Raw genomic sequence first — 15,643 nt, 5'->3', positions numbered from 1 at the left:
TTCCTAATGGTTTAGCTATAGAACGTGCGTAGGTACGAGCGGGGGGTGTAACGCATGCCGCTTGTGACGTTCGGGAATATCCAGTACTTCGAGTAGATGAGATAATCATCATTCCCTTGCCTGATTTTCCGAAGGCCAAAGAACAGACATAACCCGAGAAACAGACCTTGCAGCCAGAGATCGAAGGTGTAACCGATCATTGTTGGAGCAAAGACCATTACCGCTTCTTCGACGGTGAAAATCATGAAACGGTAGGGTTCGTCTAAGCGTTCCGGTACCAAATATTGCTCGGGATTTTCAACTGACATAATGACCGTCCAATAAAAAGCCCTACCCCATGTGGCAGCGGGTAGGGCGGGTGGGTTAGATAGTCATGGTGACAGTGAAATCGACTGCGTTATCGATCCCAGCTCCGGTAAAGCCCACGCCCAACGTTGATGCAATCAACTGAGGCTGGAACTTAAACACCGAACCGATCATGGCAAAAGCACCGGCGACGCCAGTTGCCAATTTCGCGCCATAACCTTGAATGACGCCAATAGTTGAATCGTAGGTGTCCTGCAGCAGTACGTCACCACCGGTACCAGCTTGGGCGGTTGATGTTGCGGCAAGGCCGATAGCCAGGCAGCTTGCGATGGCAGTTTTTGTACCTACAGAAGTGGGTTTTGAAACGCCACCGCTAGCGCCTACTTGGAACGATACCGCGCATGCCAGAGGCAATTCGCGGATAGAGCGTGGAATGATGTTCTTCATCGGAAGATCCTCTTTGTGCAGACTTTGCAGTACTGCAAACCAACTGAACAGGACGCGATACGATGAAGAACGGAAGGTGAAAGGTGATTACTGACTTAGTTCTAGTGTGTCTAACTGCTCGTTATAGGCATTTTCAAGTTTTCGCAGTATTGCTATCTGCTCAAACTCACTATCACTAAACTCATCCTCTAACATTTCCAATGCCTTATTTGGGTTAGCAAAGCGTCTCAGGGGGCCGCGTGATGTGGCTAGCGCAACGCGCTGATTCTCACCACCCACCTTCACCTCGAACACTATGCGGTACCAAATGGCCGCTTCACCGTTCGCTGTAGTCCTACTTTCATGTCTAAATGGCACCAAATACGCGGAGACTAATTCGAACTCGCTAGCGAGCTGTCGTAGCTCTTTGATTGCCATACTTGCAAACGCCATGTAACTACTCCTTTGGCGCTCTGAACAAAAATATATGTTTTGTTGTGATGAAACACAAGTCAGAACGCGTTTTATGATTTTTGTTTAATTTGGTTTATGATCTGCGCAAACATTTATATTATTGTTGTTGTATTCGTTTTTACATAGACAGAATGATGGATTTTGAACAGATAACGCCTGTCGCAAGGCAACAGTTTACTTTTATGAAATCGACTTCAAACTTTGTGCCTGTGGTTGTTTACCTGCAGGAACGGAAAGTGTTTTTCGTCGGTTTACGTAATGTTGAAGATGGCACGGTTTTGCATGCATTGAGTTATACACAACGTGCGGCCACGGGAAGAACGCCGGAGGTGAAAACCTTTAATAGCTTCCCTATCCAGGCTTTGAACCAGGTGAATGTCAACGAGTGCGTCATGCTGATCTGTTGATCTTCATTTGATCCTTTACGCGTGTGTATTGTCTGATGTAGACTCGTTTTAATTCCGTTATTTTATGGTGAGTTACATGCGCAAGGATCAATTAGACTACAACCGCAATTTTAAGCAAAAGGCTCAAGCTGAGGGTCGCTGCGAAGTGCGCGTGATGCTTGATCCTGAAAGCAGTAAAACCTATGCGGAAATGAAAGACGCATTGACGAAAAAAGAAATTGGCAATCTATTCAAAGCGCTTGTTCAGTTAGGTGAGGAAGCGAAAGAGACGGGTAGATTGAAATTCGAAAACGGGAAAGTAATTTTTCACTGATGAAAGGAAGTCGGTCAACGGGGAGAATCGCCAAACCCTTTCCCGCTGACCGAGCAAACCACATGAATAATACTAATAGCTCAATCACAGTTTTTCAACAAAATTTGTCCACTGCGGCTTGTCGTGCAGGGTGCGCCAACACCTTTGCTAAATCTATCGACAGTCGTTGGGGAACTGAAAACAAAAAACCCCAAACAGCGCCAACTGTTTGGGGTTTTTCTTTGAAAGTGGTCTGTCATCTGAATCGCGCCAACGAACTAGAGATGACAGAGAGGCAAGCAGTAACGCTAACAACACCAACAACACCACCAACAACAACAACAACAAGGAGATTGCTAAGGAGATTGCTAAGGAGATTGCTTATGTAGTTAATCGTGCAGCACTGCAACTTTTAGGTTGCCACATACACCGCGTACACTGATTGCTTTGCTAATGTAGGAGGTTTACCACCGCCTACACCGCTCAGGTGCCTAAATTATGGCTTATCCCTGGCTTGCTGGCAAGAGAGTGTGTGCGCCCGCACACGTTTTTTTACCGGTTTAGGGATAAATGTCGAATACAGCTATAGCAAAAGGCCCGCAATTCAATCGTTTTTCGATTGAAAACACGCCATTTCATCGCCTGTTGGAGCATGCACCTTTCGTTTCCAGGTGTAGTGACAATAAAACGGCCACCAATTTGCGTCGCCGTGATTTCGCAATCCGTTGGCCTTACATGCAGGTCAATTCGCAAGTGATGAAATCATGGCTTGTCTTTGATCTTGACCATGCCAATTCGTGGATCTGGAAAGACAAGGGTTTTCCTGAACCCAACTTGATTGTAACGAATCCGGCCAATGGCAAATCGCACCTCTTTTACGCGATAACCCCTGTTTGTATATCGAATAAGGCAAGGCAAAAACCGATAGATTTTATGCAAAAAGTGTATCGAGCAATGGTCGATGCTTTTGATGCTGATCCTGATTACAGTGGCCCAGTAGCGAAAACGCCTGGTCATCCTTGGTGGCTGACCACTGAGTTTCACGCTCAAGAATATGAACTGAGTGAACTGGCTGACTATTGTGATTTCCCAGAGATTGAACCGTGGGGAAGGAGCGCACCGGATTTAGACGGCGTTTCGCATTCGCGCCATTGTACGTTGTTCGAGCAACTTCGTTTCTACGCTTATTCCATCGTGAACGGTATGCGTCAGACTGCGCGTTACGTTGACTTTTTAACGCACCTCGAAAGCTATGCATTCAACTTAAACAATTTTCAAAAACGTGGTTTTGACTACGACCTGCCTTATTCCTCTGTTCGAGCAACGGCAAAATCCGTTGCTCGTTGGACATGGCATAAATACACAGGCGATGGGCGGTGTCATCGAGGCGTGATGGCACTTGATAGCTCATTGCCTCTTTCGGTCAAACAGAAATTGGCCGCGAAGCGAACTCACCAAAAAAGAACTGAGAGAACAGAGCGTCGTATTAGAGCCGCTGCAAAGCAGTTGAAAGAAGCGGGTAAGGAGATCACGGCCAGCGCAGTGAGTCGTGCTGCGAACGTCTGCAGACAAACGGTGAGCAAGTATATGCACGTGTTAGAAGCCATCATTACCCTCCCTTCGGACGTATCCAATGTCATTCCGTTGAGCCAGATACTACGCAGAGTCAACGATGTTAATTATGCTACACATCAGGTAACCCCCCGCTTAGGCAAGGATCTTTTACAGGTTGATAGTTCCTCGGAGAGTGTAAGTTCACCGCCAAAGCCTGGTGATCCTCCTGACAGTAGCGATGACGGTGTTACTTAATTAGTCTTTTAATCGTAGCCAGTGTTAATAAACCAATGGTGATCATGAGAGAGAGACAAATCATTGCGATCAGTTGAGTGATTATTAATCCTTGGAGTGCATAGAGAAGGGTGTTTAGTGGGGCGGTATGGTTGAACAGTGTTGCTGCTGTGACGGACATCATCAGAACTAACACTGCTATCACACAACCTTTCCAAGCGAGCTTCAAATCAATGAGGCTTGGAAACGAAAAGGGTATTACTGCAATACAGGGTATCAGGGATATAGCCATTGTCGGTGCTATTTCCCAGTTCAACCAGGCCGCTTTTAGCGCTTCTCTGAACAACAGCCTGGATGTTGAGTCTGTCAGTTGTAGTGATTGGTGTACGGTAGGGAGTAAAGCAGTTCCCGCGAAATGGGCGACCAGATTGTAGGTTGCAATGCCTCCGATGAGTGGCGCTAACCCGACAACGCTAAGAAAGATCCAATGTGTGGCTTTGTTGGGGTTGTAACTAAACTCTACTGCACCCAGTTCACCGGCGTATTTGCCACTCCAAAAAGTGATTTTCTTTATCTGTAATCCGCACAGCAGACACGCAAGCGCATGTGATGATTCGTGGATCGCCGTTCCTGGTACTAAGAGTATTTTATAGAATGTAGGGTGAATGCTTCGCGCCAGGTCTCTTTGCAACTTTGAAAAGTAGCCAAGCAAGGGGATGGTGATCAATAGTGGGGTCAATAGGTCAATAATAATATTCATGCAGTACTGCAACTCGCAAAAGTGGCTGTTTTGATGTTATGTAATTAAGTTTGTGCTAGTATCTCGTTCGCTGTCAATCGGGCAGCAACCGTGGCCGGGTCTTGTGGCCGATAAAGGAATATTCCATGTCTGAAATCAGCTTAAAACGCTCCATCGTCTTTGCTGTCGCCAACGGAAAGGGTGGGGTCGGAAAGTCTACCTCCGCGTTTAACCTCGCTGCATTTTGCCACCATGAAAAGAAGCTGAATGTGCTTTTGCTTGATACCGAAAAGCACAAAGGTGTCAGTGATGTGGTTTATGCCGGTGATAAACAGCCTGGTCTGCGTTTTGATATTCGATATACCTTTGATAAAGATTCGCTTGCGGATGACGTTGATATGTACCTGGGCCGCTATGATGTCATCGTGATCGATACTGCAGGTGTCGGTGTTGATATTAAATCTGATGTTAGCGACAGTGCTCAAGAAGCTATGAACGAAGAAGTGCTGTATTTGGCCGACTTTGTTGTGATCCCCTTGCGTCCTGCACCACTTGATGCGAGAAAAACCATCAAATTTACGGGTATGTTGCGTAAGTTTCAAAAGGCCCGCCGTGGCAGTTCCCTGGGGGCCGCTGCGTTTCTTAGTGAAGTACGAAAAGCTGAAAACCTTTCAAAAATGGTCATCGAACAATTGCAGTTTGGCATCGACCAAAATTACGTTCATCTGCTGAAAAATCATATCCGCTACTCGCCAAAGGTGGCCGAGGCGATGGGATATGGATTGTCACCGCTTGAATACACAAAAAGCCACTGGGTTCAGAATGATATTCGTGCCGTTTGTAGTGAGATCTTTGATTTGGCTGTTGCTCACCAAAACAAGGAGGGGCATTAATTATGGCGGGTCGTAAAGGTTTTGATTTGCTGGGCTCTGTTGGCCCTGATGACAATGATAACGATAATGATGTGATTGTATCTGAACGTGTGAAAGGTCAGACATTGCGCCATGTACTGGTTTCTCACGTTTCCCCCGATCCTGGTCAGCCGCGTAAAGATGTTTCAGAAGAAGAACTTGACCAACTGCAAGCGCAGATAGAGGCGGTGGGCCAACTCAAGCCGATAGATGTTTATGTAGATCCCGATGACGATGAGCGCTTTATCTTAGAAGATGGCGAAATGCGCTGGATGGTCTTTTCACCGGATAGATTGAATCGTGAATTTATCTTGGCCCGTGTCTTTACGTCCAAACAGGAAGTAAAAACCCTTCGTTTGCGCCAGTTGCTTGCCAATATAGGCCGGATCGACATGTCTTTGATGGATGTTGTAAATGGTTTACACCAATACAAATTAGATTCCGGCCTACAGAATAAAGAGTTGGCGGTACAACTTGGTTGGAGTCCAACCAAGTTGTCACGCATGATGAAACTATATGATGCGCCGGTGGAAATTCAGGAAGAATCTAAACGCACCACTAACATCAATACGCTGGCTTACATGACTGCAGCGTATAAAAAAGATGCGGCCTTGTTTGCGCGATCATTGGAAGAAACACGGGCGGAGGACTTCTCCGGCAACCTGGAAGCGTTCTGGCGTTCTGTTAATACAGAAATGAATGATGAACCCAAGGAAGATAAATCGCTCGAAACGGTGTCTTTGTCCGAAGTCAGGACGGGGCAGTCCGTTAGTGATCCATCCGATACCCCTATTGTAAGTGACACTGTAACTGATAAAAAGGATGTCGTTTCACAGTCTGACCGTGCCGGTTTACCTGAGTATGAACACGCTTCTGATCAGACTTCGCCGCGTTTAAATGATGTATCTTTTCCTGCAGAGCAATTTGCCGCTGTGGTTGATGTGAAATCCACCTGGTCGAGTAATGATGTTGCAGTACTGCAATTATTTACGTCATTGGGGAATGCACAAACTCAGCAGTCGCTCACTATTCACTCAAAAGAAATGGTTGATCGGTTTATCGATGAACTCATGACTTTGCGGGAGCGTTTAAATGGTTGATAAGGGGGCCTTATTACAAGAAGGACGGCATTTTGGCCGGATCTTTTTGTCTTACCTGGTTAATCATGCTCGGTTTACTGATGCTGATGGCCGAGTCACCCGTCATCTACCGGATGAACTGCTTTTTGTTGGTCAGCGTTGCGGGGCGACTGAGCGTCAGCATGTTTCAGTCAATAATGTGCGTCAGTGGGCTGATGGTAGTCATAAGATCCCATTTTGGGTGAATCATGCTGCAATGCAATTGGCGACAGAGAACGGCTTTCAAGTTGAGCATGCGGCTGATGCTGTTGCGATTGCAGCGACTGTAATTAAAGAATATGTTGACCTTGATTTATCGCGGGATTTAAAGACATTTAGTGACTACGTTCTGCGCAAATACCATGTTGAAATTGGTGATGTCTACACGGATATTGTACGGAAATACTTATGCTCTAAGCGGTATCACTTTGATTAAAAAATCCGGCCAAGTTAGGCCGGATTTTTTATCTTTGCGCATGTTCTGACGAAGGGCTTTTGCTTGTGCTTTTTTAGTGGATTGTCTGAATACACCAATTCCCCCAAGAGATTTACCAGGGCGATTTTCCCATTGCGTCGCTCAATCGATACTGTGATGACAGTTCGCGTGTCCGGCCAGCGAAAGTCCAGGTGCCATCCATCCGGTAGTGCTGCTAATTCGCTGATTTGGTGAAGGCGGTACCATCGCAATTCGTTCTCTAATGTGACCATAGGGAAGCGGCTGATCTCCCTAAAGTCGAGCATGCCATTGTGATTGTCACTGACCAATTTTGTGATCGCTTTAACCGCTTCCAACTTTTGGTAGTGAATTTCCGCGTCTTGAAGTAGTTGACAGACCAACATGTATATGCCCTTTAATGATGTTATATTTTAATAATCTAACATCTTTAAAGGGCTTTTTGTATGTATCTCATGAAAGGACTGATCCCCGTTCGCTGTTTAACATCTGAGGAAAAGCGCTTAGTGTCCACGCCATTCACACCAGGTGTGGAATTGTACAACCGGCAGCAAGACCTTCTGCATAAATGGAGGGGGGAAAAACTGTGGTTGCAATGCAATTGCCAGGGCGAAAGTAAGTCCCAACCGGTGATGTCTTTGCGGCAATTGAGATCGGGCATGGTGTGTTTTGCGTTAAACCCATCCAGTACACGTCATGCAAGAAATTGTCAGTTCTATCGTACCCAGCGCGAAAGAGCATTTGAAGATGGACAGCAATTGGAAGCGCATAAGGTAAAGCGTAATTTTTGCTTTCATCGTGAAAGGCTGGTTAATGATGAAGACGATGATTCTGAAAGTCGTTCTAGCAGTTCGTCTAGGCCATCCATGCCAGGTTTACAACGATTCCTGTATGAGCTGACGTATGCTGCAAAAACGGACAGGTTCTGGCCCACCACGAAACTCGATGAGAGTCAGTATTTGTGGCGGCTGAGTAAGGCGGCTACTGAATTCACCTTAAATGGCAATTTTCGGCTCTCCGATTTTCTCTATTTTGACGTTCAAGATCGTCGGGACGCTTTAAAACTTTTGGCTGATACCGGTGCGCAGTGGATAGGTAGCGCAAAGCCGCATTGCTTGTTTGTTTTTCCGGTTGATAAAGCCGAGAAATTGGGGGCGGGTGTGAACTTGATTCGCTATCGCTATAAAGGCAGTGACAAAAGTACAGAGAAACTACCGTTGCCAAAGAGCTGCAAGCTGATCTTGCCCCCTGGCGTAAAAGCGAATGAGCAAAATCCTTGCCTTGCCATTGTGTCGTTCACTGATGTTTCTGAAACAGATAATCCGTTTTATGGCCCAGCGAAAGCGGTACTGGTACCTGTGGTGTCCAAAAGTCACCTGATGATCGTTAAAAATGATTTTGAAAGGCGCGTTGCTAAGGAGTTTCGACGCTGGCAACGTCACCTTTCTAATTTAGCCAGGACACAATACGACGTTAAGATCTCCCGTCCATTAGTGGCACTGCATTCAACATTTTCTGATCTGTCATTTTCTCCCGATTTTGTGGTTGAGCATAACAACCGCAAAGCAATTCTACAGGTCATCGACGTATCAGGTAGTGAGGCGATTGAAGACCGTCAATCTCAATATGATGTTTTCGATGAAGTAGCCCCTATCATTGAGTTTTTCGCCCTGGATGCTGAACAGCAAGATCGGTTCGACGAGGAATGCGAGGCGAGAGTTAAGCATTGCTTGGAGGTGGTGCTACAAGATTCAGAGCAGTGGTGTTCTAGCCGTTGGGATGAAAAAAGCTATATCGAGCAGGTAGAGACTTGATTTGCTGCTATTAAACAATATGTATATTATTGATGTTATGAATTTAATTCCCGCAGAGAAGTTACTGTAGATGAACGGATGACGATATGGAAAAAGAATCTCTTTTTGACAGTTCACAAGATGCAGCATTGGCTAATGAGCTTAATGAGCTGTTGTTTGTAATTCCACCGCACGAATTGTTGAGCGGTGAAGACCGTGAATTGTTCGATGTTCTACACCGTCTTCTTGTTCGTCTAGATAATCCTGATGGGCACTTTGACCTATCAACGGAACCTGGTTTGATTATTCCTCGGTTGATCCCGTTCTTGAAGTGTGTGGATGTTAGAGGCCATCAATGGACAGAAGGTACTCCCGTGACACTGCTGACCATACTCGGTGCGATTCGCCTTCTTCTTCACAGAAAAACCTCAAAAAGCTATGACTATGACAATGAATCATTGTCTGAGCTTCTTGATGCTGGATATGACAGCAGAATGAGGATTTTTACTGGGGCTAAGGAAATCATTAATTGGTTTAGAAAGGATGAGGTGAGCAATGAAAGCAATACCAATAACGGCGATATTGTTTGTGGTGATCTCTGTCAATGCCAACGCTGCGCTACCCAAAAATAAGCAACTGGAAGCGCTAGAGATCAGGAACCCTGACGCGGCTAAAATCGCATCGAATATCATTGGTTATCATGACGCGAGGTGTGATCCTATGAATGATAAAGGGGTGCGCTGGATGTTATCAGATAGTCGCTATTTTCATTCGTTAGTTGCTGTTGGCGCATACTCAGGTCATGGTGCTTTTTTGCAAGAGATTATCGACAGCACACTTCCACGTATTGAGTGTGGTAATATCGACGCTGCTATCCCTTTTCTAAACGCTAAACTCGGCCTGACGCAGTAGCAGTAGCGCTTGTTATTTCGGCAACGGCCATTTCTAAGTGAGTGAGTATGACTAATTTTGATGTACTGAATGTTTCGCAATTTGATGGTCTCCTTTCTACAGGCAAGATCGCTGCCATGTTCCGATTCATGGAGTTTGGGGCTCGACAAGAAGGAATGTCTAATGCGGCCCTAGCTGCCTTCTTAACCCAGTACGCGATTCAGAAAAATTATACCCAGCCAAGAGAGGCGCTATTCGGTGCAACCCTAAAAGATTGGAGCCAGCCAAAAGCGAAACCTGCAGCCTGGGCGGTGAATGCGGCTGTGTCTTTTCTCGTTGAAATGGAATGGGTACCTGTCACGGAACGTGAGTGGGTAATTTGGGCCTATGTGCTTTTCAGAGAGGCCGGCAAGCCAGGGTTGAACGATTTGGAATCCGTAATCCCTGTCTATATGTGTGCTGATGAATCATTAAAGCAGAATGCATTGAATGCGTTAAAAAGCGCTTATATGTCAGCCGAGGCATTTTCAAAGAAGCGTAAATAGTCAGTTGCAGTACTGCAACTGACTATTGAGGGGGGAGGGCACTTAATTGGTCTTTTGCTAAGTCGATTTGATGAGATATGTTATTGATGTCTCTATTAAATCCGCCAGCACCGCCCCCTTTTGTTCTTCCCTTCATGATTCTGTCATATAACCGCTTTTCCAGTCGTTCAATTTTGGCTTCAAGCGCATCCCTACGTGTATTCTTCCGCTTGGGTGCCTTTTCTCCGGCTAAGACTTCTTGTATCAATTTCTGCAATGCTTCTTTGCTCACTTTCCCACCTGTTGATTAATGCCAATGAGTGTTTGACGCAAACTGATGTCGGTAGTAGTAATGGGTCGCAGCAATGACCATGATACAGATTGTCAGTAGCAATATATTGAAACTCATTGAGTAGATAAACGGATAGGTGTTGATAATATCATCATTAACGATCTTAATATCAATGGGGGCGGGGCGATGACGATGAAAAGCTAATTGTTGCAACGTAATCCACCAGAGCAAAAAAGCGACACAGTGCAAACCGACTCTTAATGTTGCAACCGTTGCATTTCGCAATCGCTCCATGTCTACAACGATATAGTTAAAAACCCCAACGATGGTACCGGCTAAAGCGGCCAAGGTTACGGCTAGAAAATGGGTTCCCAGTAGTGCGAGCGCATTACCTTCTCTAAAACTGATCGGGGGCAGGAGTGCGTTTGTTGTTCCAAGAGACAAAAGCACATACGCAACAATGACAACCACCGCACAAAATAACTTTTCTCTCATACTCAACCCTCGCTATACACATCAATGCATAATTGCTTGAATAACATACAATCGCAAGCTAACTGATAATATTGTCTCATATCAAGAGGGTGTGCGGCATGGCTAGTAACGTATAGGTATACCTATACGTTGCTATGCTTTTTGAGGACAAAAATATGTTATGTTACTACCCTTACGTTACATCTATTTATGTTACTACTCTAAAGTGGAATTCTATGTTTATTCGCGCATATCTTAGGGCCTCAACCATTGATCAGGATGCTGAACGGGGTAGAGAAGTGCTTGATCGGTTTATTGATAACTATGGTCATCGAATAGCCAGCTACTATATCGAGAACATTAGTGGTACTAAGCTGGAACGTCCCGAGTTGAAACGACTATTGCGTGATTCACACCCTGGCGATGTTCTGTTGGTTGAGCAGATAGACCGGTTAACCAGGCTAAGCGACGATGATTGGAAATTATTGCGGCGTGAAATTGAAGAAAGAGGCGTGAGAATTGTCAGTATCGATGTTCAAACTTCTCTTATTGCGCTCAATCCAAATTCGTTTTTCCAGGGTGATAAAATCATTGAAACAATGCTTGATACCGTGAATCGCATGTTAATTGATCTCCTGGCTGTATTTTCACGAAAGGATTATGAAACACGGCGAAACTATCAGCGGCAAGGGATTGAGCGAGCCAAGAGAGAGGGAAAGTATTTAGGCAGAAAAGCAGATGCAGGCAGGCAGCAGAAAGTGGTCTACTTCCGACATGAAAAAAATATGAGTCTGAGTGACATAGCTGTTGCAACTGGATATAGCAGGACACATGTATGTAGAATCCTTAAAGCGCATAAGGAAAGTTGCAGTACTGCAACTTAGTGAATCACTCTTATCCCATTGTTCAATATACATATTTGTGATTTATCAACAATTTCAGTGGATAAATATCTGATTAACTGTCTAACTACAAGAACCTGACGCGCTTCGCTTGTCTGACACTTCAAAACCAAACAGGAAACCTGTTTGGCCTTTTGTGTCCTATTCAATTGCTATCGGTTTTCCGTTTTGAAGTACTACCAGGTATTGTCCATTCTTGAATATGCCTACCACACGATTGCTGTCTATGTCTTGCCATCCAGATAAACCATATTCATCAGGCGTATATGCTTCTATTCTTACTAGTTTTACTTTTTGGTAGTGTCCAATGTGATTATTATCTATGAAACCACCGAAGTTAAAAAATACCGTAGAACCATCCTTCAAAAGAGCAGGGATTGAATCACCAGTTATTGGTCTAGAGCCTGGTACAAATCCTGAACTTGTCAGTATTGTGGCTTTATAGTTGTGGCGATAGCGTATTGATGGCATAAAACGTCACTGTATATTTAAACAGTTTTATCTTATTTGCGTTGTGTGGATTGTAAAGTGCTTTTGAACGGAAAGGGTAGAAGGGCAGACATTCGAATGGGTAATGGTGAAAATTGCACTATACATAAGTAGATGTCGTGAGGAGGGAACCTATGGTGTTTTCTAAAGTGAACTATGACTCTCTCACACCAAAGTGGCAGGAAATCTATAACTTTCACAAACTCTCTGCTGTCATGGTCGAATATGGGTTCAACTGCATTAAGTTGATAGATGACTGGAAGGGGGCAGATCTACTTGCATACCAGAAAGATAGCGGAGATTGTTTGCGTATTCAGCTTAAAGGGAGGATCACGATAGACAAAAAATACATCGGTCAGTCTTTGTACATGGCGTTTCCTGTTCCCGATGTAGGATGGTGTATTGTAGAGCACGATAAACTGATAGAAATCATTGGCGTTCACACCAACTGGTTACATTCGGAATCTTGGAAAGAGAAGGGCGCGTACCACGCGAAAAAGCCAAAACGTGAGCTTATCGACGCACTCTCCCACCAGATACTGCCATATCCTTAGTTTCTATAGGTTATTTCTAACCAGAATAGCCAAATAGCCTCTATCTGAAATTCCACTCCAGACAACAAGTTGCCGATTGCCCCTCACCTTCTCATATTCAGAAAGATAAAATTCGAGCTTCGACTGTTCATCATGGATTTCAATTAACGTCGGCGCATAGCTCTGCTTTTGCGTGCTTTTAAAAGGGTTGTCAGGAGCGTCCAGCGCCGTGAGAAATATATTCCCTTCGAGAATATCAGCAACGGAGTATGTATCCGTATGGGAGTCAGGATGTTGCAGATTCGGCTCGCCAGGTAGGTAAGTGGCAATTGAAGCCATTGTCCCATCAGGATAATGCACAGTCTTGTTCTCTGGGGCATAAATAGAATCAATGGCTTGTAGTGCCTTCTTTATCGCGTTCTTTTCAGCAACCTCCTTGTTTTCGAACAGCCGCAGATCCCCGTTGGGTTCTCGGATATAGTTTTTGATATATGGTGCCGAACCACGTTCATCTTCTGGGGCTGCGAAACTATAAAAAGCCGAGAAACCGCCAGCTTGAAGCGAGGCACGGACTCGGTAGTAGACGCCATTGTGGTTGTCATCATAAGTAAAGGATTGCATGGTTACACTCCCATTAAAGTAGTTGTGGATAGATTCATTGTATTTCCTTTTGTTTTTTATAAGCATACGCAAACCTTCCGCGAAGCGCAGAGTCACTAAAAGGTGAAATGAATATCAGGAAGAAATGCGAAGTCAGAGGCGATGAGAGAATTCCCATCACTACAACAATTTTACCATTGGAAAGCCTTGCAGTCAAGCGAATGATAATTATTATCATGTATGGTGGGCTTGTCCCACTTTCCGAGCTTGCCTGTAAATGAAAGGGTTCAACGCTCACATTCCCATGCTTCCTTCTTTGTTAGTGTCGTTATATTCACCCTACACATGGAGATAACGACATTGGCCTTACCTACTTTGATAGAGAAAAAGTCGCGGGATTGGCTCTTTAAAGTGACGGCTCAGAACAGCACACAGCCAGAGCGTGATTTGTGTCTATTGGCCTTCTTTTTTGGCTCAGCTTGCACTAGCTTGGAACTCAACCGCATCCAGATACGCGATGTTGTTTTGAAGTCCGGCAAGCTGGCAAAAAGCTTTGTTGTCCGAGGTTATGAGAGGGAGATATTTCTTTCAAACGCTAGGCTTTGTGGCTACCTTTCGGACTACTTGCAGTACAGGGTTAAAAACAAAATCTGCCTTGGCAATCACCCTGATCTCTACTTAGGTCTAGACCCTGACGAGGGGCTATTCATTTCCCGTCAAAACAAACCATTCTCAATCGTGCGCAAAAAAACAAAAGCGGGGGCAGATAGTTACACTTGCGACGCTCTGAATCGACATATAAAGACACTTCTTCGAAATGCGGGGATTGAGTCGCCTAGTGTGTTATCAGGGCGAAGAACCTATGCTGTGACGCTACATAGAAAGGGTTTTGATGTCGCCCACATTCACTATCTATTGGGGAATAAGAGTCTCGAAACTACAGAGCGTTTGCTAACCACTGATCCGGTGTCAATGTCAGCTATTGCGGCAAATGCTTTCTGACTATCAATTGCATTTAGTTGGTTGGATATTAATCACTTATTTTAAGGTGTATATGCTTGACATATGCAGAGCGTTTTTTATACTGTTCATATGTTTTGCATATGTCGATGTAAGGTGAGTTCAATGAGAACGGTTTCAATCTTTAAAAACGGCAAGAATCAGGCGGTGCGCTTACCCAAAGACCTTGAGTTTGAAGGTATCAGCGAGCTTGAAATTCATAAAGAAGGTGATGTGATCACCTTGCGTCCAGCCCGTCCTAACTGGGTGTCGTTCAGTGATGTAGATAAGGCTGATAGTGATTTCATGGCCGAACGTCCAGATGTTATTTCAGATGAAGGACGATTCAGCTTTGACTAAGAAAATTACTTACATGCTCGATACCTGCATTTGCTCGTTCATCATGCGTGAACAGCCTCTGTCGGTATTGGAAAAGTTGCAATCGGTAGTGAGTAAGCAACACCGCGTCGTTATTTCTGCGATTACTTATCAGGAAATGCAGTTTGGCTTATTAGGCAAAAAAGCCTCACCCAAACATGCTGTGTTAGTCAGTGAATTTCTCAAGCGGGTTGATGAGATCTTGCCTTGGGATAAAGCCGCTGTAGATGCCACAACCGCCGTTAAGCGTGACTTGATGGCGAAAGGTACTCCAATCGGGAATAACGATACAGCAATTGCAGGCCATGCCATAGCGGAAGGCTGCGTGTTGATCACAAACAATGTTCGGGAGTTTAAGCGAGTGCAGGGGCTGAAATTTGAGGATTGGGTACATTAAATCAGGGGTTAATGATGAAAATTCAAACTGAAGATGAATACATAGAGGCTACAACGCAAAGGTTCAACTTGAGCAAAGGAACCTCTCAAGAAGATATGAGCCGCCTACAAGAAATTGACACAGCCATACAAGTGTTTGAATCGGCTTTTAGCGAAGATGTAGTAAAAAGCGCGATGGTTGTTATAGCGAATAGGAAAGTCGTTAATACCGACTATGCAGGAGAAGTGGTCATTCTTCTTCGCGAGCTATTAGCCGAGCTTAACCTTAAAAAATTATCCTGTGAATACCACCCAATTTTTGATGCGTTAGATGATTTGAAACTCAATGGGTGGGTGAGTGATAAGTCCACGACAAATCGCTCGTGGGGACGCTCACTATCAGCAGATGGCGAAAGCATTTCTCTCAGTGGAGCAACGCAGATCATTTTTCACCAAACGCGCAAGTAACTTAAACAAG

At 44.8% G+C, this 15,643-nt stretch carries 26 protein-coding genes; 17 read left to right on the top strand and 9 right to left on the bottom strand.

Annotated elements, in window-relative coordinates; genetic code table 11:
• Positions 1-11: 11 nt before the first annotated feature.
• From traL to KU854_RS20595, 3 genes are all read right to left on the bottom strand, one after another.
• Complete coding sequence (gene traL, locus KU854_RS20605) at positions 12-308, bottom strand: type IV conjugative transfer system protein TraL (protein ID WP_218360216.1); 297 nt, start codon at positions 306-308, stop codon at positions 12-14.
• Between the two features lie 55 nt (positions 309-363).
• On the bottom strand, positions 364-753 hold the full coding sequence (locus KU854_RS20600; protein WP_218360215.1) for a hypothetical protein: 390 nt from the start codon (positions 751-753) through the stop codon (positions 364-366).
• Positions 754-840: 87 nt separating this feature from the next.
• Positions 841-1,185: a hypothetical protein gene (locus KU854_RS20595; RefSeq protein WP_218360214.1), complete on the bottom strand. Its 345-nt coding sequence runs from the start codon at positions 1,183-1,185 to the stop codon at positions 841-843.
• A 203-nt stretch (positions 1,186-1,388) separates the two neighbouring features.
• Here KU854_RS20595 and KU854_RS20590 point away from each other — a divergent pair, with 203 nt between their 5' ends.
• The 4 genes from KU854_RS20590 to KU854_RS20575 all read left to right on the top strand — a co-directional run bounded on the left by KU854_RS20590 (position 1,389) and on the right by KU854_RS20575 (position 3,714).
• Positions 1,389-1,613, top strand: a complete 225-nt coding sequence (locus KU854_RS20590) for a hypothetical protein (RefSeq protein WP_218360213.1) — start codon at positions 1,389-1,391, stop codon at positions 1,611-1,613.
• A 76-nt stretch (positions 1,614-1,689) separates the two neighbouring features.
• The gene (locus KU854_RS20585) at positions 1,690-1,926 is read left to right on the top strand and encodes a hypothetical protein (RefSeq protein ID WP_218360212.1); all 237 of its coding nucleotides are present in this window, start codon (positions 1,690-1,692) and stop codon (positions 1,924-1,926) included.
• A gap of 62 nt (positions 1,927-1,988) precedes the next feature.
• Positions 1,989-2,294 carry a hypothetical protein gene (locus tag KU854_RS20580; RefSeq protein WP_218360211.1) on the top strand — a complete coding sequence of 102 codons (306 nt, stop codon included), beginning with the start codon at positions 1,989-1,991 and terminating at the stop codon, positions 2,292-2,294.
• A gap of 181 nt (positions 2,295-2,475) precedes the next feature.
• Positions 2,476-3,714, top strand: a complete 1,239-nt coding sequence (locus KU854_RS20575) for a replication initiation protein (protein WP_218360210.1) — start codon at positions 2,476-2,478, stop codon at positions 3,712-3,714.
• Here KU854_RS20575 and KU854_RS20570 read toward each other — a convergent pair.
• Positions 3,707-4,453 (bottom strand): hypothetical protein, encoded by a 747-nt coding sequence (locus KU854_RS20570; protein ID WP_218360209.1) that lies wholly within the window; start codon positions 4,451-4,453, stop codon positions 3,707-3,709. The two genes, KU854_RS20575 and KU854_RS20570, sit on opposite strands and share 8 nt — an antisense overlap.
• A gap of 125 nt (positions 4,454-4,578) precedes the next feature.
• Here KU854_RS20570 and KU854_RS20565 point away from each other — a divergent pair, with 125 nt between their 5' ends.
• Genes KU854_RS20565 through KU854_RS20555 form a run of 3 tightly spaced genes read left to right on the top strand, consistent with a single transcriptional unit; the run spans position 4,579 to position 6,897 of the window.
• Positions 4,579-5,325 carry a ParA family protein gene (locus tag KU854_RS20565; protein ID WP_218360208.1) on the top strand — a complete coding sequence of 249 codons (747 nt, stop codon included), beginning with the start codon at positions 4,579-4,581 and terminating at the stop codon, positions 5,323-5,325.
• Between the two features lie 2 nt (positions 5,326-5,327).
• On the top strand, positions 5,328-6,443 hold the full coding sequence (locus tag KU854_RS20560; protein ID WP_218360207.1) for a ParB/RepB/Spo0J family partition protein: 1,116 nt from the start codon (positions 5,328-5,330) through the stop codon (positions 6,441-6,443).
• On the top strand, positions 6,436-6,897 hold the full coding sequence (locus KU854_RS20555; RefSeq protein ID WP_218360206.1) for a hypothetical protein: 462 nt from the start codon (positions 6,436-6,438) through the stop codon (positions 6,895-6,897). Before KU854_RS20560 ends, KU854_RS20555 begins: the two co-directional genes overlap by 8 nt.
• Positions 6,898-6,911: 14 nt before the next feature.
• Here the strand turns inward: KU854_RS20555 and KU854_RS20550 are convergent, their stop codons facing one another.
• Positions 6,912-7,301, bottom strand: a complete 390-nt coding sequence (locus KU854_RS20550) for a hypothetical protein (protein ID WP_218360205.1) — start codon at positions 7,299-7,301, stop codon at positions 6,912-6,914.
• A 60-nt stretch (positions 7,302-7,361) separates the two neighbouring features.
• Between KU854_RS20550 and KU854_RS20545 the strand changes: the two genes are divergently transcribed.
• The 4 genes from KU854_RS20545 (at position 7,362) to KU854_RS20530 (ending at position 10,144) form a co-directional block, all read left to right on the top strand.
• A complete protein-coding gene (locus tag KU854_RS20545; RefSeq protein ID WP_218360204.1) occupies positions 7,362-8,729 on the top strand; it encodes a hypothetical protein in 1,368 nt (455 codons plus the stop codon).
• A gap of 86 nt (positions 8,730-8,815) precedes the next feature.
• Entirely contained in the window at positions 8,816-9,340 is a 525-nt protein-coding gene (locus KU854_RS20540; protein WP_218360203.1) for a hypothetical protein, read from the top strand.
• On the top strand, positions 9,264-9,620 hold the full coding sequence (locus tag KU854_RS20535; RefSeq protein ID WP_218360202.1) for a hypothetical protein: 357 nt from the start codon (positions 9,264-9,266) through the stop codon (positions 9,618-9,620). Before KU854_RS20540 ends, KU854_RS20535 begins: the two co-directional genes overlap by 77 nt.
• 47 nt (positions 9,621-9,667) lie before the next feature.
• Entirely contained in the window at positions 9,668-10,144 is a 477-nt protein-coding gene (locus tag KU854_RS20530) for a hypothetical protein (RefSeq protein ID WP_218360201.1), read from the top strand.
• A 22-nt stretch (positions 10,145-10,166) separates the two neighbouring features.
• On the opposite strand, the gene KU854_RS20525 is transcribed toward KU854_RS20530, so the two are convergent.
• Both KU854_RS20525 and KU854_RS20520 read right to left on the bottom strand, forming a co-directional pair.
• Entirely contained in the window at positions 10,167-10,415 is a 249-nt protein-coding gene (locus KU854_RS20525) for a hypothetical protein (protein ID WP_218360200.1), read from the bottom strand.
• 15 nt (positions 10,416-10,430) lie between these two features.
• A complete protein-coding gene (locus tag KU854_RS20520) occupies positions 10,431-10,910 on the bottom strand; it encodes a hypothetical protein (protein WP_218360199.1) in 480 nt (159 codons plus the stop codon).
• A gap of 215 nt (positions 10,911-11,125) precedes the next feature.
• Between KU854_RS20520 and KU854_RS20515 the strand changes: the two genes are divergently transcribed.
• Positions 11,126-11,773 carry a recombinase family protein gene (locus tag KU854_RS20515; protein WP_218360198.1) on the top strand — a complete coding sequence of 216 codons (648 nt, stop codon included), beginning with the start codon at positions 11,126-11,128 and terminating at the stop codon, positions 11,771-11,773.
• Between the two features lie 159 nt (positions 11,774-11,932).
• Here KU854_RS20515 and KU854_RS20510 read toward each other — a convergent pair whose 3' ends face one another.
• Positions 11,933-12,262: a hypothetical protein gene (locus tag KU854_RS20510; protein ID WP_218360197.1), complete on the bottom strand. Its 330-nt coding sequence runs from the start codon at positions 12,260-12,262 to the stop codon at positions 11,933-11,935.
• 152 nt (positions 12,263-12,414) lie between these two features.
• On the opposite strand from KU854_RS20510, the gene KU854_RS20505 reads away from it, so the two are divergent.
• The gene (locus KU854_RS20505) at positions 12,415-12,834 is read left to right on the top strand and encodes a hypothetical protein (RefSeq protein WP_218360196.1); all 420 of its coding nucleotides are present in this window, start codon (positions 12,415-12,417) and stop codon (positions 12,832-12,834) included.
• 3 nt (positions 12,835-12,837) lie between these two features.
• Here the strand turns inward: KU854_RS20505 and KU854_RS20500 are convergent, their stop codons facing one another.
• On the bottom strand, positions 12,838-13,434 hold the full coding sequence (locus tag KU854_RS20500) for a hypothetical protein (protein WP_218360195.1): 597 nt from the start codon (positions 13,432-13,434) through the stop codon (positions 12,838-12,840).
• A gap of 339 nt (positions 13,435-13,773) precedes the next feature.
• On the opposite strand from KU854_RS20500, the gene KU854_RS20495 reads away from it, so the two are divergent.
• The 4 genes from KU854_RS20495 (at position 13,774) to KU854_RS20480 (ending at position 15,633) form a co-directional block, all read left to right on the top strand.
• Positions 13,774-14,415 carry a site-specific integrase gene (locus KU854_RS20495; protein WP_218360194.1) on the top strand — a complete coding sequence of 214 codons (642 nt, stop codon included), beginning with the start codon at positions 13,774-13,776 and terminating at the stop codon, positions 14,413-14,415.
• A 123-nt stretch (positions 14,416-14,538) separates the two neighbouring features.
• Complete coding sequence (vapB, locus tag KU854_RS20490) at positions 14,539-14,772, top strand: type II toxin-antitoxin system VapB family antitoxin (protein WP_218360193.1); 234 nt, start codon at positions 14,539-14,541, stop codon at positions 14,770-14,772.
• Positions 14,765-15,187, top strand: a complete 423-nt coding sequence (locus tag KU854_RS20485) for a type II toxin-antitoxin system VapC family toxin (RefSeq protein WP_255555664.1) — start codon at positions 14,765-14,767, stop codon at positions 15,185-15,187. The genes vapB and KU854_RS20485 overlap by 8 nt, the downstream gene beginning before the upstream one ends.
• Before the next feature lie 14 nt (positions 15,188-15,201).
• Positions 15,202-15,633: a hypothetical protein gene (locus KU854_RS20480; protein ID WP_218360192.1), complete on the top strand. Its 432-nt coding sequence runs from the start codon at positions 15,202-15,204 to the stop codon at positions 15,631-15,633.
• Positions 15,634-15,643 lie beyond the last annotated feature (10 nt).

This window comes from Enterovibrio paralichthyis (assembly GCF_019209835.1).
GTDB lineage: Bacteria > Pseudomonadota > Gammaproteobacteria > Enterobacterales > Vibrionaceae > Enterovibrio > Enterovibrio paralichthyis.
Note: the sequence above shows the minus strand (reverse complement) of the source record. Positions and strands in the feature narration are given on the sequence as shown.

Coding starts and splice junctions, on each gene's coding strand:
- KU854_RS20530 (WP_218360201.1), top strand. CDS start 9,668: ATGACTAATTTTGATGTACTGAATGTTTCGCAATTTGATGGTCTCCTT.
- KU854_RS20500 (WP_218360195.1), bottom strand. CDS start 13,434: ATGCAATCCTTTACTTATGATGACAACCACAATGGCGTCTACTACCGA.
- KU854_RS20560 (WP_218360207.1), top strand. CDS start 5,328: ATGGCGGGTCGTAAAGGTTTTGATTTGCTGGGCTCTGTTGGCCCTGAT.
- KU854_RS20480 (WP_218360192.1), top strand. CDS start 15,202: ATGAAAATTCAAACTGAAGATGAATACATAGAGGCTACAACGCAAAGG.
- KU854_RS20515 (WP_218360198.1), top strand. CDS start 11,126: ATGTTTATTCGCGCATATCTTAGGGCCTCAACCATTGATCAGGATGCT.
- KU854_RS20600 (WP_218360215.1), bottom strand. CDS start 753: ATGAAGAACATCATTCCACGCTCTATCCGCGAATTGCCTCTGGCATGC.
- vapB (WP_218360193.1), top strand. CDS start 14,539: ATGAGAACGGTTTCAATCTTTAAAAACGGCAAGAATCAGGCGGTGCGC.
- KU854_RS20555 (WP_218360206.1), top strand. CDS start 6,436: ATGGTTGATAAGGGGGCCTTATTACAAGAAGGACGGCATTTTGGCCGG.
- traL (WP_218360216.1), bottom strand. CDS start 308: ATGTCAGTTGAAAATCCCGAGCAATATTTGGTACCGGAACGCTTAGAC.
- KU854_RS20540 (WP_218360203.1), top strand. CDS start 8,816: ATGGAAAAAGAATCTCTTTTTGACAGTTCACAAGATGCAGCATTGGCT.
- KU854_RS20595 (WP_218360214.1), bottom strand. CDS start 1,185: ATGGCGTTTGCAAGTATGGCAATCAAAGAGCTACGACAGCTCGCTAGC.
- KU854_RS20565 (WP_218360208.1), top strand. CDS start 4,579: ATGTCTGAAATCAGCTTAAAACGCTCCATCGTCTTTGCTGTCGCCAAC.
- KU854_RS20505 (WP_218360196.1), top strand. CDS start 12,415: ATGGTGTTTTCTAAAGTGAACTATGACTCTCTCACACCAAAGTGGCAG.
- KU854_RS20575 (WP_218360210.1), top strand. CDS start 2,476: ATGTCGAATACAGCTATAGCAAAAGGCCCGCAATTCAATCGTTTTTCG.
- KU854_RS20520 (WP_218360199.1), bottom strand. CDS start 10,910: ATGAGAGAAAAGTTATTTTGTGCGGTGGTTGTCATTGTTGCGTATGTG.
- KU854_RS20535 (WP_218360202.1), top strand. CDS start 9,264: ATGAAAGCAATACCAATAACGGCGATATTGTTTGTGGTGATCTCTGTC.
- KU854_RS20510 (WP_218360197.1), bottom strand. CDS start 12,262: ATGCCATCAATACGCTATCGCCACAACTATAAAGCCACAATACTGACA.
- KU854_RS20545 (WP_218360204.1), top strand. CDS start 7,362: ATGTATCTCATGAAAGGACTGATCCCCGTTCGCTGTTTAACATCTGAG.
- KU854_RS20585 (WP_218360212.1), top strand. CDS start 1,690: ATGCGCAAGGATCAATTAGACTACAACCGCAATTTTAAGCAAAAGGCT.
- KU854_RS20570 (WP_218360209.1), bottom strand. CDS start 4,453: ATGAATATTATTATTGACCTATTGACCCCACTATTGATCACCATCCCC.
- KU854_RS20550 (WP_218360205.1), bottom strand. CDS start 7,301: ATGTTGGTCTGTCAACTACTTCAAGACGCGGAAATTCACTACCAAAAG.
- KU854_RS20580 (WP_218360211.1), top strand. CDS start 1,989: ATGAATAATACTAATAGCTCAATCACAGTTTTTCAACAAAATTTGTCC.
- KU854_RS20590 (WP_218360213.1), top strand. CDS start 1,389: ATGAAATCGACTTCAAACTTTGTGCCTGTGGTTGTTTACCTGCAGGAA.